Origin of the sequence: Mycobacterium florentinum (assembly GCF_010730355.1) — a bacterium.
GTDB classification, from domain to species: Bacteria; Actinomycetota; Actinomycetes; order Mycobacteriales; family Mycobacteriaceae; genus Mycobacterium; species Mycobacterium florentinum.
In genome coordinates, this window is record NZ_AP022576.1 from 2,696,118 (window position 1) to 2,710,535 (window position 14,418).

Below are 14,418 nucleotides of genomic sequence, written 5' to 3' on the forward strand. Positions count from 1 at the left end.
TTTCGAGCTCTAGGTTTTCTTCGACTTTCGATCTCGCTGTCGCCACCAGCCGACGAGGAACAGCGACATCGCGGTGACCAGTCCGATCAGCACCCATAGGACAACGGCTTGGTCGATCCACGAGCCGTACGGTGGGCTACCCGGCAGCACGTTGCGCAGCGGAACGACGGCGAACAGCATCGCGCCGTACCAAGTCGTCATCGGCGGCAAGAATGAGGTCTTGCCCAACACCACCGGAATGGCCACCCATAATGCCAACACCGGCAGAGCGATAAGCACCAGGCACACACCGAGATCGAAGATCAGCGGACCCTTGGCCCGGTGCAGCGTGATGACCACATCATCCATCACATTGGGATCGGCATCGTCGGGGTCGTGAACGCGGGTGACGCTGGCGTCCCAGCCGTCCAGCCTTCCGGTCACCTCGATACGGGCCGGCGATTTTTCGCGGTTCTGGCCGGTTCCGGTGAACACGTCGGCGGCGATGACGCCCGTTGTGTACGAGTCGAATGGCCAGTTGCCGGGATCGCCGTGTGCCTCGATGGTGGTGGCGACTTGGGCGGGCGCTTTTCCGACCGGGTACTGCAGATCGCCTAGGTCGTTGTCGGGATACAGTCGCACGGCCGCGTCGGTGGTCAGCACGCCGAAGTTCTTGTCGTACAGCGAATCCTTGGGGTAGACAAGCACATTCACGGTCAGCCGATTCGCCACCGTTTTCAGCTCGCTCAGGTTCACCTGTACGACGCTGTCCTCGGCCTCGACCTTGCTGAAATCCACGGCGGGCAGCGGCGGTGCCGATTTGGCCATCAGGTGCATCGCGATCAGGGAGAGCACGTAGACACTGATGACAGCTACGAGAATCCCGAAGGCTATCGCGATTTGCCGTCCGCGCGAATCTTGTTGCGACGGCGGCAACGGCGCAGCTTCAGCGGTCATCGGACATCACCACCACGAGTAGAAGCGGATAGTTTGCGCCATTCCCGGCAGGCACGGGGTCAGATGCTAGCAGTCGGGCGCGCAGTTTCAGGGGATAACGACCGCGAATTGCTGCATCACCGTGGATTTCGCCGCGTCGAACCCGGGCGCACCCGCGGGCCCCTCCATATGGACAACCACCAGAAAAGCCTTGGTGTTCGTCCAGATATGGGTGATCCGGTCGGCGATGGCGACCCCACCGGCTCCCCCGACACTGCCGCTGAGCAACTGGCTGCTGTAGCCGCAGAACTGAGCCGCGTCGACGCTGACCTGGACGCCCGGCCGTGCGGTGCGCAGGTCGGCGCCGTAGCGCAAGAACGCCCCGCCGGGTTCAAGGTCGGTCGGTGTGATCGTCACCTGCACCGACAACCCGTCGGGCCCGGTCGCGGTCAGGGCCACATCACCGGTGCCCGGCGCCGAGTTCCAGCCGTCGGGTAGCGGGACCGTGAGCTTGGGCGCCACCGGATCCGACACCGACGCCGCGGTCATCCGGCCGTTGCCGGTGGCCGCCGGTAGGCAGGCCAGCGCGTTGGGCGGAATGTGATCAGGCGGTGTGACCTCGACGCCCGGCACCGGCTCGGCCGGGTCGGATTTGCGCGGCTTAGTCCCCGAGGTCGGCGTCGACGACGCCGTCGTGCTGGCCCGAACGGCGTTGCCGCCGGTCGTTTTTCCGCATCCCACGACCAGGCATGCCAGCACACAGATCACCCCCGCCACGGCCAGCGGGACAGACCTAGCTCGTCGTGAGCGCTCAGTCTCGCGAAAATGCAAGCGCAAGTTCGGATTCCACGTCTTGGTAGGGTCGTCCGGACAAATCGATGGTGACCGCGGCGATACTCCCGCCGGTGAAGACGAACGGTGCCTTGTAGCTGCTTGATACTCCCGACCCGCCGTTTCGGCCGACGGTGATGCCGGCACCCGCCAAACCGAAGGTACCGGGGTGGGTGGTGACATCCGCGAGCGTGCCGACCACCTCGTCATCGATGAACAGGGTGACGTCACCCAGCGGAGTATGACTGTTCGGCACGGTCCCGGTCCGCGCGTAGCTGGCGCCGAAAAGGTGTCTGCCCAACGGAACCGCGCCCGAGGAGGACACCAGCTGCTGGCGCTCACCCAAGAAATTGTAGACGTAGTGCAGGCGTCCGTCCTGGATGAACAACACATGCCCGCCGTGCGCACCGCCCTGCTTGAACAACACGCCTTCGGCGCCGGTGGTATCCACGGTCACGTCGGCCAGCACGCCGAACGAGCGGCCACGGATTTCGGCCGCGGCACCGATTCCGACGTCCGCGCAGTCCGGGTAGTAGATGTAGCTGGTCCGCTCCCCCACCAGGTAAGGCCGGAAGCGGGTCAACGTCTCCATCATGTTCAGGTCCCCCAGCGGAAGGCCGTTGTACTTGGCGGCCTCGGAAAACCACAGCGCCTTAAGCTCTTCCAGCTTCTCGGGTTGCTCGGCGGCCAGGTCGTGGCACTGGCTGCGGTCGGCCTCGATGTGGAACAGCTCCCAGCGGTCGGTGTCGAAATGCGACCAGCCCGCCGGCGAGGCGGCGTGCACGGTGTTGGCGAACCAGCCGTTGTGCCAGATCCCGCGGGTACCCAGCATCGTGTAGAACTGGGTCTGCTTGCCGGTATCGGCGTTCGCATCAGCAAGGGCCGCTTTGAAACTCACGCCATCCAACGGCTTCTGCGTAATACCCTTGACCGTGTCCGGCGGTGTCATGTCCAGCAGCTCGTAGACGGTCGGGGTGATGTCGGCGACGTTGACGTAGGTGTCGCGAATCTCGCCGTGTGCGGCAATTCCGTTGGGCCAGGAGATGATTGCCGTGTCGGCGATACCGCCCTCGTGCGAGGCGTAGCGCTTATAAAGCTTGTAGGGCGTGTTGAAAGCCATCGCCCAGCCGATCGGGTAATGGTTGTAGGTCTGGGGTCCACCGAGGTGATCGAAGAGCTTCATGCTCTCCTCGACGGTGTCGATGTATCCGTTGAAGAACTTGCCCTCGTTCACCGATCCGTTCGGGCCGCCCTCGCCGCTGGCGCCGTTGTCGGAGATCACCACGATGATGGTGTTGTCCAGCTGGCCCGACTCCTCGAGATAGTCCAGGATGCGGCCGATCTGGGCATCGGTGTAGCTCAGGAAGCCGGCGAACACCTCGGCCATCCGCGAAAATAGTTTGCGCTCTTCGTCATTCAGCGATTCCCAGGGGCGAACCGTGTCCTGCAGCGGCCACGGCTCACCGTTTGGCCCCTTGACATCCAAGTACGGATTGATCGGGGACAGTTCGGTATCCGGCGGCACCAGCCCCATCGATTTCTGCTTTTCCAGGACGACCTCGCGGTAGCGTTCGTAGCCTATGTCGAACTTGCCGGCGTACTTGTCGGCCCATTCCTTGAACACGTGATGCGGCGCGTGTCCGGCGCCGGGGCACACGTAGCTGAACCAGGGCTTGTCGGGCGCAATCACCTTGGCATCTCGGATGAATTCGATTGTCTTGTCGGCGATGTCCTTGGACAGGTGGTAGCCGTCCTCTGGGGTGCCGGGCGGGTTCACCGGGTGGTTGTCGTAGACCAGGTCGGGGTACCACTGGTCGGTCTCGCCGCCCATGAATCCGTAGAACCGCTCGAAGCCGCGCGAGGTGGGCCAGTGCCGTTTCGTCGAGGCCATGCTGCATTCTTCGAGCGGCGTGAGGTGCCACTTGCCGACGCAGTAAGTGTTGTAACCACGTTCGGCGAGCACCTCGGAGATAAGCGCGGTATCGGTCGGGATTCGGCCGTTGCAATTCGGGAAACCGTCGGTGAATTCTTCGATGGTGGCCATACCCACCGTGGTGGCATTGCGACCGGTCAGCAGCGACGCGCGGGTCGGTGAGCACAGCGCGGTGGTGTGAAATTGAGACAACCGGATGCCGCGCTCGGCAATCCGCGTCATCGTGGGCATCTCGACCAGACCGCCGAAGCAGTCCCAGGTCGCGATGCCGGTGTCATCCCAGACCAGATACAGGATGTTCGGCGAATTCTCCGGGGCCGTCGGCGCCGCGTACGGACCCCAGTCCGGCTCCGAATCGCGAATGTCCAGCTCGATCTTGCCTTGAAATTTCGGGGAGTCAGAAGACATGCGCCGAGCGTAACGCCACGCAAGCGGGTGGTGCCCACGATTCAGGCCGAAAGCAAAACGCCCGAGACCGTGCTGTCTCGGGCGTTGCTTGTCGCTCGGAAGTTACTTGGCCTTTTCCAGCACCTCGACGAGACGCCACCGCTTGGTGGCCGACGTCGGGCGGGTCTCCATCAACGAGACACGGTCGCCGACGCCGGCGACGCTGTCCTCGTCGTGCGCCTTGACCTTCTTGGTCGTCCGGATGATCTTGCCGTACAGCGCGTGACGCATACGGTCTTCCAGCTCGACCACGATGGTCTTCTGCATCTTGTCGCTCACCACGTAGCCGATGCGCGTCTTGCGACGGCCACGTGTCTTCGGGTTCGCCGGGGTGTGCTGCGGCCCCTTCTCTTTCGAAGCGCCATCCTTGCCGGCGGCTTGCTTGGGGGCGGCCTTAGCTTCTGCCATCACGATTCCTTACCGTCGGGTCCGGACGCCAGGCCCAGCTCTCGTTCACGCAGCACCGTGTAGACACGGGCGATCTCCGAACGCACCGTGCGCAGCCGGCGGTTGTTGTTGAGCTGTCCCGTCGCCATTTGGAAACGGAGATTGAACAGCTCCTCCTTGGACTCGCGCAAGCGGTCGGTCAGCTCTTCATTGGTGAGCTCCCGCAGTTCGCCAGGCGAAATACCCACTGCCATCAGAACTGATCCTCTCGGGTGATGATGCGTGCCTTGATCGGCAGCTTGTGGATTGCCCGGGTGAGCGCCTCGCGGGCGGTCTGCTCGTTGGGGTAGCTGAGCTCGAACAGCACCCGGCCGGGCTTGACGTTGACGATCCACCACTCGGGCGAGCCCTTACCGGAACCCATCCGGGTTTCCGCGGGCTTCTTGGTCAGCGGACGGTCTGGGAACACGTTGATCCACACCTTGCCGCCACGTTTGATGTGCCGGTTGATCGCGATACGAGCCGACTCGATCTGCCGGTTGGTGACGTAGGCGTGCTCGAGGGCCTGGATGCCGAAGTCGCCGAAGTTCACCTGCGTGCCACCGCTGGCGATGCCGCGCTGGCGTGGATGGTGCTGCTTGCGGTGCTTAACTCTGCGGGGAATCAACATGATTCAGCTCTCCGTGCTCTGCGGTTCGGGTGCAGGCGCAGCTTCCGCGGGGGCGGCGTTTTCCTCGGCGCCCGCGGCACGCCCAGCCTCAGTGCTGGTGGCCGTGGTACCCGATGCACCGCTGCGGCGAGGGCGGGTGCCCGACGGCCGTTCGCGGCGCGGACGGTCGGCGCCCGCCGGTGCGGCAGCGGCCAATTCGCGCTTGCCACCGACGATGTCGCCCTTGTAAATCCACACCTTCACACCGATCCGGCCGAAGGTGGTCTTGGCCTCGTACAGGCCGTAGTCGATGTCGGCGCGCAGCGTGTGCAGCGGAACCCGGCCCTCGCGGTAGAACTCCGAGCGGCTCATCTCGGCGCCACCGAGGCGGCCCGAGCACTGCACCCGGATGCCCTTGACGTTGGGCTGGCGCATCGCCGACTGGATGGCCTTACGCATCGCGCGACGGAACGCCACACGGTTGCTCAGCTGCTCGGCAACACCCTGAGCCACCAATTGTGCTTGCGACTCCGGGTTTTTCACCTCGAGGATGTTCAGCTGGACCTGCTTGCCGGTCAGCTTCTCCAGGTCGGCACGGATCCGGTCGGCCTCGGTGCCGCGGCGGCCGATGACGATACCGGGACGCGCGGTGTGGATGTCGACCCGGACGCGGTCGCGGGTGCGCTCGATCTCCACGTCGGCGATGCCGGCGCGCTCCAGACCGGTGGACAGCAGCCGGCGGATCGCCACGTCTTCCTTGACGTAGTCGGCGTACTGCTTGTCGGCGTACCAGCGGGACTTCCAGTCGGTGGTAATCCCCAGCCGGAAGCCGTGCGGATTGATCTTCTGGCCCACTAGTCTGAGCCTCCCTTCGCGTCAGAAGTCTCAGACGTCTTGGCTTCAGATTGCGGCGCAGCCTTTTTCGCGGGCGCCTTCTTGGCAGCGGGTGCCTTCTTGGCGGGCGCCTTGGCCGGAGCCTTCTTGGCCGGCGCCTTCGCGGCGGCCTTGCTGCCCTCGGCGCGGCGGGTCCGCGACGACTTGGACGACTGCTGGTCCTTGCTCGGACGGCTTTCCACCACGACGGTGATGTGGCTGGTGCGCCGGCGGATCCGGAACGCGCGACCCTGGGCGCGCGGGCGGATGCGCTTGGCGGTGGGGCCCTCGTCGGCGTAGACCGAGGCAACCACCAGGGTCGCCGGGTCCAGGCCGTCGTTGTTCTGCGCGTTGGCCGCGGCGCTGGCGATCACCTTGGCGACCGGCTCACTGGCGGCCTGTGGCGCCCAGCGCAAGATGTCGAGCGCGTCGGTCACCGACTTGCCGCGCACCAGGTCGATGACCCGGCGCGCCTTCGTCGGCGAAACCCGCACAAACCGTGCTTTGGCGACGGCCGACGGATATTCAGTCGTCGAGGTGCTCATCGGCGCTTGGCCTTTCGGTCGTCCTTGATGTGGCCCTTGAAGGTGCGCGTCGGCGCGAACTCACCGAGCTTGTGGCCGACCATCGCCTCGGTAACGAACACCGGGACGTGCTTGCGGCCGTCGTGCACCGCAAAGGTGTGGCCGATGAAGTCGGGAATGATCGTCGAACGACGCGACCAGGTCTTGATGACCTGCTTGCTGTTCTTCTCGTTCTGTACGTCCACCTTCTTGAGCAGGTGGTCGTCGACGAACGGTCCCTTTTTCAGGCTGCGTGGCATCTGCTACTCCTCGACTTCCTAGCGACCGTGCTTCTTGCCGGTGCGCCGGCGTCGGACAATGAGCTTGTTACTGGCCTTGTTCGGCTGACGGGTGCGGCCCTCGGGCTTACCCCACGGGCTGACCGGGTGGCGACCACCGGAGGTCTTGCCCTCACCACCACCGTGCGGGTGGTCCACCGGGTTCATCACGACACCACGGACGGTCGGGCGCTTGCCCTTCCAGCGCATACGACCGGCCTTGCCCCAGTTGATGTTCGCCTGCTCGGCGTTGCCCACCTCGCCGACGGTGGCGCGGCAGCGCACATCGACGCGGCGGATCTCACCACTGGGCATACGCAACGACGCGTAAGTGCCTTCTTTACCGAGCAACTGGATGCTGGATCCGGCCGACCGCGCCATCTTGGCGCCACCGCCCGGCCGCAGTTCCACGGCGTGGACCAACGTACCGGCCGGGATGTTGCGCAGCGGCAGGTTGTTACCCGGCTTGATGTCCGCGTTGGCGCCGGACTCCACCACGTCGCCCTGCGAGAGTCCCTGCGGGGCAATGATGTAGCGCTTCTCGCCATCGAGGAAGTGCAGCAGCGCGATGTTGGCGGTGCGGTTCGGGTCATACTCGATGTGCGCGACCTTGGCGTTGACACCGTCTTTGTCGTTACGCCGGAAGTCGATCACCCGGTAAGCACGCTTGTGACCGCCACCCTTGTGGCGAGTGGTGATGCGGCCGTGGGCATTACGCCCACCGTGCCCGTGCAGCGGGCGCACCAGCGACTTCTCCGGCTCCGAACGAGTGACCTCGGCGAAGTCGGACACGCTCGCGCCGCGGCGACCCGGGGTCGTCGGCTTGTATTTGCGAATTGCCATGTCTTATCAGGTCTTTCTCTCGGGCGCGGCTAGGCCGGTGCTCCGAACAGGTCAATCGGCTTGCTGCCCGGGGCCAGGGTGACAATCGCGCGCTTGGTGCCCTTGCGCTTGCCAAACCCGGTCCGGGTGCGCTTCCGCTTGCCCTGTCGGTTCGCGGTGTTCACCGATGCGACCTTGACGGAAAAGATCTTCTCGATAGCGATCTTGATCTGCGTCTTGTTCGAATCGGGGTGCACCACAAAGGTGTACACGTTGTCGTCGAGCAGGCTGTACGACTTCTCCGAGATGACCGGAGACAGGATGATGTCGCGTGGGTCAGTGACGGTCGCCATCAGGCCGAAACCTCCACATCGTTGTTGTCCGCGGTTCCCGTTGCTGCCGCGATGTAGGCGTTGAGCGCCTCGACGCTGAACACCACGTCGTCGGAGCGCAGCACGTCATAGGTGTTGAGCTGACCCGGCGCCAGGATGTGCACACCGGGCAGGTTGCGCACGCTCTTGGCACCGGCCTCGTCGGTGCTGCCGATGACGACCAGCACCTGCTTGCGATCGGTCAGCGTGCTCAGAAATGCTTTGGCGCTCTTGGTCGACGGAGTCTGACCCGACACCAGCTCGGTGATCGCGTGGATGCGGCCGTTGCGGGCCCGGTCGGACAGCGCCCCGCGCAATGCGGCGGCGATCATCTTCTTCGGCGTGCGCTGGCTGTAGTCGCGCGGCTTGGGGCCGTGTACGGTGCCACCACCGGTGAACTGCGGGGCGCGGGTCGAACCCTGCCGCGCACGTCCGGTGCCCTTCTGCCGGTAAGGCTTACGGCCACCACCGCTGACCTCGCCGCGCGTCTTGGTCGAGTGCGTGCCCTGGCGGGCCGCCGCGCGCTGCGCGGTGACGACCTGGTGCATCAACGCGATATTGGCGGGGGCGTCGAACAATTCGGCGGGCAGCTCAATCGAGCCATCGACCTTGCCGTCCGGCGTCTTTACGTCAATTTTTAGCGCTGCCATTACTTCTCACCTCGTTTGATCGCGGTGCGAACCACGACGAGTCCGCCGGTGCGGCCGGGGACCGCACCCTTGATCAACAGCACGCCGTTCTCGGCATCGACCTTGTGCACCACCAGGTTCTGCACGGTCACCCGGTCGTTGCCCATCCGGCCCGCCATCCGGGTGCCCTTGAAGACGCGCGCGGGAGTGGCGCAGCCACCGATGGAACCCGGACGACGGTGTACCGCCTGGGCACCGTGGCTGGCGCCCTGGCCGCGGAAGCCGTGACGCTTCATGGTTCCGGCGAAGCCCTTGCCCTTGGAGGTTCCGGTCACGTCGACATAGGCGCCGTCGGCGAAGATCTCCGCCGTCAGCTCCTGGCCGACCTCGTATTCGGCAGCCGCCTCCGGGTTGTCCAGACGCAGCTCGGCCAGATGGCGGCGCGGGTTAACGCCCGCGGCGGTGTACTGGCCCGTGACGGGCTTGTTGACCTTGCGTGGGCTGATCTCGCCGTAGGCCAATTGCACGGCGCTGTAGCCGTCGAGTTCCGGGGTGCGGATCCGCGTGACCACGTTGGGCCCCGCCTTGACCACAGTCACCGGCACGACCCGGTTGTTCTCGTCGAACACCTGCGTCATGCCCAGCTTGGTACCCAGAATGCCTTTTCTTGCCATGAGTTCGCCGATCTCCTACTGGATGTTGACGTCGACACTGGCCGGAAGGTCGATGCGCATCAAAGCGTCAACGGTCTTCGGCGTCGGATCAAGAATGTCGATCAACCGCTTGTGGGTGCGCATCTCGAAGTGCTCCCGCGAGTCTTTGTACTTATGCGGGGAGCGGATGACGCAATACACATTCTTCTCGGTCGGCAGCGGCACCGGCCCTACGACGCTGGCACCCGTACGGACGACGGTCTCGACGATCTTGCGCGCCGAGGCGTCAATGGCCTCATGGTCGTAGGCCTTAAGCCTGATGCGGATCTTCTGTCCCGCCACGCTTCTCCTACCCTCACTCCTCTTGAGGCCCGGGTATCCGGGCCTGGTGCCACCGACGCGCCGACTCGACCCGGCCCATCTGGGGCCGATCGAGCGCTGCGCCGGATACTGCGCCGCTGTTTACCTGTCGTGGTTCACCGGCCCCCGCGGTCGGGCGTGTCACCCTCACACAGCCTTGTTCGCGGCCAAAAAATAGTCGCTCCAAGGATGGGACCGGACGCACCCGTTTGGGCGCTGGTCGTATGCCCGGCCAGGCGCGAACCCGGCTCAAGGCAACCCGAACAGTATGCCCTAGATCATGGCCCAAACAAAATCCCGCCCAAATCCCGGCCAGAATCCCGCGACCAGGTCAGATAGGCGATTTCGAATAGTAGCGAGGAGAGTGGTCCTTCGCCGATGGTCACCCGGCGCTTAGCGTCGGATTTGGGGCGCCGATTCGGGCAAGGGGGACCATGAGCACGCCGATTGTCGACGATGCCGCGAAGGTGTTGATCGATCCCATCGCCTACACCGACGAGGCGCGATTCCATGCGGCACTGAGCCACCTACGCGCACAGGCACCGGTGTCCCTGGTCGACTGGGAGCCTTACCTACCGTTCTGGGCTGTCACCAAGCACGCCGACATCATGCGGATCGAGCGCGCCGACGAATTGTTCGTCAACGAAGCCAGGACCGTGCTCGCTCCCGCCGAGGTCGACGCGCTGGACCGCGCCCGGCTGGACGCCGGGGTGGGCCTGCGCACGCTGGTCCACATGGACGGCTCCGACCACCGGGCGTTTCGCGCGATCGGCGCGGACTGGTTTCGGCCCAGGGCGATGCGCGCCCTGCAGGCTCGCATCGCCGACCTGGCCAAGATCCATGTCGACAAAATGGTGGCCGCAGGCAACGAATGCGACTTCGTCCAAGAGGTCGCGGCGAACTACCCGCTGTACGTGATCATGTCGCTGCTCGGGCTGCCGGAATCGGACTTTCCCCGCATACTCGCGCTCACCCAGGAGCTCTTCGGGGTCAGCGACGCCGAACGTCGCCGCGGCAGCACACCCGAGCAGCAGCTCGAGGTGGTGCTGGAATTGTTCGACTACTTCACCGCGCTCACCGCGTCGCGGCGCGAACGGCCGACCGAGGACCTGGCCTCGGCGATCGCCAACGCCACGGTCAACGGCAAGCCACTGTCCGACATCGACGCCGCGTCTTATTACGTCATCGTCGCCACCGCCGGCCATGACACCACCAGCTCGACGATCGCGGGCGGTCTGCGGGCGTTGATCGAAAATCCCGACCAGCGCCGGCGATTGATCGACAACCTGGGAATGATGCCGTCGGCCGTCGAGGAAATGATCCGCTGGGTGACCCCGGTCAAGGAATTCATGCGCACCGCCGTCAAGGACACCACTATTAGCGGCGTACCGATCGCCGCGGGGGAATCGGTGTATTTGTCCTACGTTTCGGCCAACCGGGACGAGGAAGTGTTCGACGAGCCGTTCCGCTTCGACGTCGGCCGGGATCCGAACAAGCACTTGGCATTCGGCTACGGCGTTCACTTCTGCCTGGGCGCCGCCCTGGCCCGCATGGAGCTGAGCGGCCTGTTCACCGAACTGTTGCCGCGGCTGAAATCCATTGATTTCAACGGGGAACCGGAACTCGTCGCCACGACGTTCGTCGGTGGTTTCAAGCACCTGCCGATTCGGTACTCGCTGCGCTAGCCCTGCCCTGCGCACGCTGAACGTGCAGGAAACCGTCGACGGCCGCGAGCGCGCATTCCCGATAGTCAAAGTCCGGCAGCGTGGACAGACGCCCGAGCACCAGCGGACCGATCAGCAGGGCGATCGCCCGGGATCGGTCCACCTCACCGAGTTCCGCGGCCTCCGGGCTGTCGAATAAGGCGTCGAACGGCGCGGCGTACTGCGCGGCGATGCGTTCGCGAAGCGTGGTGATCGCCGGGCTGTCGGTGGAGCTGGCGCGGTGGGGCTCCGGCAATTCGTCCAGATCGCGGCCCAGGGACAGCCAGGACATGGCCGTCATCACCGCGGGCGCTTGCGCCACCGATTCGGCTTGGGCGAGCACCAGGGCGACAAGCCGATCCCGCAGCGAGCCCTCGTCGGGCGGTATCGGGGACGGCGGTATCAGGCTGTTGAACGCCGCGGCCAGCAAATCATTACCACTCGGGAAGTGGCGATACAGCGTAGCTCTCGCCACGTTGGCGGTCCGGGTGACCGCTTCCACGGTCACCGCACTGGGGCCCCCGGAGTTGAGCAGCGACGCGGCGGCTTCCAGTAAGCGAGCCCGCGATCGCGCGGGTCGCGGATCAGTACTTCCCTCGGTGATTGTGACTCACCTCCCTGTTTAGAAACAAGACTATCGGTCCGCCTACGAGGCTATTGGTCTCGAACCCTCGCGCGCTCCCGAAGGGATGCGCATCTCATGGTCGATGTCCTGATCCGGCCTGACCAGCGTACTGATGCAGTGAGCATTGGCGGTAGCCCTCGCGGGCGCGCCTCGTCGGCGGCTACACCGTGGCGCCGGCCCGCCTGCTGCTGCCGGCCGGTGCGATCGGTGATCGTTACAGCAGGCGCGGCGTCCCGCTGAACGGATTGCAGGTTCGCGGTCGGCTCGGCCGTCGCGATCGCGGTGGCCGCCATCCTGGAAGCACCCAATCGGGGCTGGGGGGATCCGCCGGTGTGGGGCGGCATCGGCGCCGCGGCGATCATCGCGGCGCTCCCGGCACTGGTATCGGGATCTACACGGCCTCAACGACTTCGGCGATCATGGGTGCGGTTCCTGGCCGGACAGCTCGGACCGCAAGGGGCCACACTCGCCGAGGGGGCCGAAACCTATTGCGGCGCATTGTTATCGAACGGGGCGGGGACTGAATCGGAATTCGCGACAGTCGAGCCTCGGTGTTGCATCTGCGCGTCCGGGCGGACGATGGCGCCGAATGCCTGCGGGCCGAGCGCTACGGCGAAACGATCGAAGCGGTCAAGGCGCGAGTCCTCGAGATGACCATCGAGGTCTCCACCCGGGGCGCCGCGATCAACAGGGGCGTCGACAAGGGCGGTCAGGTTCGCACGGCAATGGAGGTACACGACGTACCTCGCTTCGGGGCGCACGGCGCGATCGAACGCCGAACTCGTGGAGAAGGTAGCGCGGACCGCCCGCGAATACGGCCGGCCGATTGCCACGCCGTCGCAGGCGCGCCATCTGATCCTCGTGCGCGACACCCCCCGCACCGGGTTGACGCCGCAACCGAATTTCAACTCGTCTCGTAACACGGACTGCCAAAAGGACAGTCAGGCAACGAATTCCGCCGCGCGGTGTCCGAGCATCACGATGGTCGCGTGCGGACCGCGGCTGGTGATGGCGGGCAAGACCGAGCCGTCGATCACCCATAGGTTGTCCAGCCCGCGCACGCGACACCGGGGGTCGACGACCGCGTGCGGGTCGTCGTCAGACCCCATCGGGGCACTGGCACACAGGTGCTGCGATGTCGCCCACGCCGGTGGCCCGACATATGTTGCCGCACTGGCGAGTTCACGTGCCAACTCGCTGCCGCGGCGCAATGCGGCGACGTCCTCGGGCTCGCTGTCGTAGCGGTGCTCGATGCGCGGGGGAACGGCCGGATCGGCCGACACCAGCGAGATACGCCCGCGTGCTCGCGGCTGCATCAGCGCGACCCCGAGATGCGGCCAGTCGGGATGCCCCGCGGTGCCGTCACCCGTCATCGCGACGAACCCGCCCGTGTACGGTCTGATCTCGATGTCCTCGGCGGCGTTGAGTACCACCTCCAGCACGGGCCGGCCGGTGGCCACCGTCCAGTCGGTGGGCAACACCCACTCCGGGTGATCGCTGCAGAACATTCCCACCGGGAGCGGCGCCGTCACCGGCACGCCGAGCGCCCGCAACATTGCCTCATCGCCGATGCCGGACAGCATCAGCAGCTGCGCTGTTTGAATAGCACCGGCGCACAAAACGATTCGATCAGCGGTGAGCGTCGTGGGTCCTTGCGGACCCACCGCGTCGACTCCCGCGGCGGCTGTGCCGTCGAACCGCAATTGCACGGCCCGAGTCCACGACAGCACAGTCAGGTTGGATCGCCCCAGCGCCGGCAGCAGATATCCGGCGCCCGACCCGATGCGGACGCCGTCGACGATGTTGAGCGGCACCGCACCGACACCCGGGACCAGCTCCGGCCCGCAATCATTGAGGTCGGCAATCCAGGAAAACCCGGCAGCCCGCGCCGCTGCGATGAAACGTTCACTGGTACCGGTCATTTCGTGGGTTCGGCGCACCCGGATCGGCCCGCTGTCACCGTGGGCGGGACCGGTGAAATCCAGGTCGGTCTCGATGGCGCGGAAATGGTCGATAACGTCGGACCACGCCCAGCCCGGTATCGCGGCACGATCGAAATCGCGCGGCAATCCGCGACAGAAGTACCCACCATTGACCGCCCCGGAACCCCCGACCGTCGCCCCCCGCACGATCGGCAGCTCGCGAACGGGCTGATCGGTGATGCGGCTGGTGTAGCGCTGCACCAGCGGGCTGCCCGCCCCGATCGGCAGCTGTAGCCCGTTGGCGGTTTGGGCCAGCAGCGCCGGATCGGCGAGCGCGGGCCCGGCCTCGAGAACGGTCACGGTGCGGCCGGGGTCGGCGGAAAGACGTTCGGCAACAACCGATCCGGCACTTCCGGCGCCGACGATCAGCACATCGCTGTGCGTGCTGGTCAAGGCG

Annotated in this window: 17 protein-coding genes; 1 reads left to right on the top strand and 16 read right to left on the bottom strand. The window is 65.5% G+C overall.

Annotated elements, in window-relative coordinates; genetic code table 11:
• Nucleotides 1–9: 9 nt before the first annotated feature.
• From G6N55_RS12625 to rpsJ, 14 genes are all read right to left on the bottom strand, one after another.
• Nucleotides 10–936 carry a DUF4436 domain-containing protein gene (locus G6N55_RS12625; protein WP_085222950.1) on the bottom strand — a complete coding sequence of 309 codons (927 nt, stop codon included), beginning with the start codon at nucleotides 934–936 and terminating at the stop codon, nucleotides 10–12.
• Nucleotides 937–1,023: 87 nt separating this feature from the next.
• Nucleotides 1,024–1,692 (bottom strand): hypothetical protein, encoded by a 669-nt coding sequence (locus tag G6N55_RS12630; RefSeq protein WP_232078991.1) that lies wholly within the window; start codon nucleotides 1,690–1,692, stop codon nucleotides 1,024–1,026.
• Nucleotides 1,693–1,726: 34 nt separating this feature from the next.
• Nucleotides 1,727–4,087, bottom strand: a complete 2,361-nt coding sequence (locus G6N55_RS12635; protein ID WP_085222949.1) for an arylsulfatase — start codon at nucleotides 4,085–4,087, stop codon at nucleotides 1,727–1,729.
• 102 nt (nucleotides 4,088–4,189) lie between these two features.
• Nucleotides 4,190–4,534: a 30S ribosomal protein S17 gene (gene rpsQ, locus G6N55_RS12640; protein ID WP_085222948.1), complete on the bottom strand. Its 345-nt coding sequence runs from the start codon at nucleotides 4,532–4,534 to the stop codon at nucleotides 4,190–4,192.
• Nucleotides 4,534–4,767, bottom strand: a complete 234-nt coding sequence (gene rpmC / locus G6N55_RS12645; RefSeq protein ID WP_085222947.1) for a 50S ribosomal protein L29 — start codon at nucleotides 4,765–4,767, stop codon at nucleotides 4,534–4,536. The genes rpsQ and rpmC overlap by 1 nt, the downstream gene beginning before the upstream one ends.
• On the bottom strand, nucleotides 4,767–5,183 hold the full coding sequence (rplP, locus tag G6N55_RS12650) for a 50S ribosomal protein L16 (RefSeq protein WP_085222946.1): 417 nt from the start codon (nucleotides 5,181–5,183) through the stop codon (nucleotides 4,767–4,769). Before rplP ends, rpmC begins: the two co-directional genes overlap by 1 nt.
• Before the next feature lie 3 nt (nucleotides 5,184–5,186).
• A complete protein-coding gene (rpsC, locus tag G6N55_RS12655) occupies nucleotides 5,187–6,017 on the bottom strand; it encodes a 30S ribosomal protein S3 (RefSeq protein ID WP_085222945.1) in 831 nt (276 codons plus the stop codon).
• Nucleotides 6,017–6,580 carry a 50S ribosomal protein L22 gene (gene rplV / locus G6N55_RS12660; protein ID WP_085222944.1) on the bottom strand — a complete coding sequence of 188 codons (564 nt, stop codon included), beginning with the start codon at nucleotides 6,578–6,580 and terminating at the stop codon, nucleotides 6,017–6,019. Before rplV ends, rpsC begins: the two co-directional genes overlap by 1 nt.
• Complete coding sequence (gene rpsS, locus G6N55_RS12665; RefSeq protein ID WP_025738376.1) at nucleotides 6,577–6,858, bottom strand: 30S ribosomal protein S19; 282 nt, start codon at nucleotides 6,856–6,858, stop codon at nucleotides 6,577–6,579. Before rpsS ends, rplV begins: the two co-directional genes overlap by 4 nt.
• 18 nt (nucleotides 6,859–6,876) lie before the next feature.
• Entirely contained in the window at nucleotides 6,877–7,719 is an 843-nt protein-coding gene (gene rplB, locus G6N55_RS12670; protein ID WP_085222943.1) for a 50S ribosomal protein L2, read from the bottom strand.
• Between the two features lie 29 nt (nucleotides 7,720–7,748).
• The gene (rplW, locus tag G6N55_RS12675) at nucleotides 7,749–8,051 is read right to left on the bottom strand and encodes a 50S ribosomal protein L23 (protein WP_085222942.1); all 303 of its coding nucleotides are present in this window, start codon (nucleotides 8,049–8,051) and stop codon (nucleotides 7,749–7,751) included.
• A complete protein-coding gene (gene rplD / locus G6N55_RS12680) occupies nucleotides 8,051–8,719 on the bottom strand; it encodes a 50S ribosomal protein L4 (RefSeq protein WP_085222941.1) in 669 nt (222 codons plus the stop codon). The genes rplW and rplD overlap by 1 nt, the downstream gene beginning before the upstream one ends.
• A complete protein-coding gene (rplC, locus tag G6N55_RS12685; RefSeq protein WP_036466700.1) occupies nucleotides 8,719–9,372 on the bottom strand; it encodes a 50S ribosomal protein L3 in 654 nt (217 codons plus the stop codon). Before rplC ends, rplD begins: the two co-directional genes overlap by 1 nt.
• A 15-nt stretch (nucleotides 9,373–9,387) precedes the next feature.
• Nucleotides 9,388–9,693: a 30S ribosomal protein S10 gene (gene rpsJ, locus G6N55_RS12690; RefSeq protein ID WP_003873519.1), complete on the bottom strand. Its 306-nt coding sequence runs from the start codon at nucleotides 9,691–9,693 to the stop codon at nucleotides 9,388–9,390.
• 452 nt (nucleotides 9,694–10,145) lie between these two features.
• Between rpsJ and G6N55_RS12695 the strand changes: the two genes are divergently transcribed.
• Complete coding sequence (locus G6N55_RS12695; RefSeq protein ID WP_085222940.1) at nucleotides 10,146–11,396, top strand: cytochrome P450; 1,251 nt, start codon at nucleotides 10,146–10,148, stop codon at nucleotides 11,394–11,396.
• Here the strand turns inward: G6N55_RS12695 and G6N55_RS12700 are convergent.
• On the bottom strand, nucleotides 11,362–11,967 hold the full coding sequence (locus tag G6N55_RS12700; RefSeq protein ID WP_264002037.1) for a TetR/AcrR family transcriptional regulator: 606 nt from the start codon (nucleotides 11,965–11,967) through the stop codon (nucleotides 11,362–11,364). The genes G6N55_RS12695 and G6N55_RS12700 overlap by 35 nt on opposite strands.
• A gap of 1,013 nt (nucleotides 11,968–12,980) precedes the next feature.
• Complete coding sequence (mftG, locus tag G6N55_RS12710) at nucleotides 12,981–14,414, bottom strand: mycofactocin dehydrogenase MftG (protein ID WP_179968142.1); 1,434 nt, start codon at nucleotides 14,412–14,414, stop codon at nucleotides 12,981–12,983.
• Between the last annotated feature and the right edge of the window lie 4 nt (nucleotides 14,415–14,418).

Bases quoted from the DNA above. Each gene is read 5' to 3' on its own strand.
- G6N55_RS12625 (WP_085222950.1), bottom strand. From the start codon at position 936: ATGACCGCTGAAGCTGCGCCGTTGCCGCCGTCGCAACAAGATTCGCGC.
- G6N55_RS12635 (WP_085222949.1), bottom strand. From the start codon at position 4,087: ATGTCTTCTGACTCCCCGAAATTTCAAGGCAAGATCGAGCTGGACATT.
- rpsQ (WP_085222948.1), bottom strand. From the start codon at position 4,534: ATGGCAGAAGCTAAGGCCGCCCCCAAGCAAGCCGCCGGCAAGGATGGC.
- rpmC (WP_085222947.1), bottom strand. From the start codon at position 4,767: ATGGCAGTGGGTATTTCGCCTGGCGAACTGCGGGAGCTCACCAATGAA.
- rplP (WP_085222946.1), bottom strand. From the start codon at position 5,183: ATGTTGATTCCCCGCAGAGTTAAGCACCGCAAGCAGCACCATCCACGC.
- rplV (WP_085222944.1), bottom strand. From the start codon at position 6,580: ATGAGCACCTCGACGACTGAATATCCGTCGGCCGTCGCCAAAGCACGG.
- rpsS (WP_025738376.1), bottom strand. From the start codon at position 6,858: ATGCCACGCAGCCTGAAAAAGGGACCGTTCGTCGACGACCACCTGCTC.
- rplB (WP_085222943.1), bottom strand. From the start codon at position 7,719: ATGGCAATTCGCAAATACAAGCCGACGACCCCGGGTCGCCGCGGCGCG.
- rplW (WP_085222942.1), bottom strand. From the start codon at position 8,051: ATGGCGACCGTCACTGACCCACGCGACATCATCCTGTCTCCGGTCATC.
- rplD (WP_085222941.1), bottom strand. From the start codon at position 8,719: ATGGCAGCGCTAAAAATTGACGTAAAGACGCCGGACGGCAAGGTCGAT.
- rplC (WP_036466700.1), bottom strand. From the start codon at position 9,372: ATGGCAAGAAAAGGCATTCTGGGTACCAAGCTGGGCATGACGCAGGTG.
- G6N55_RS12695 (WP_085222940.1), top strand. From the start codon at position 10,146: ATGAGCACGCCGATTGTCGACGATGCCGCGAAGGTGTTGATCGATCCC.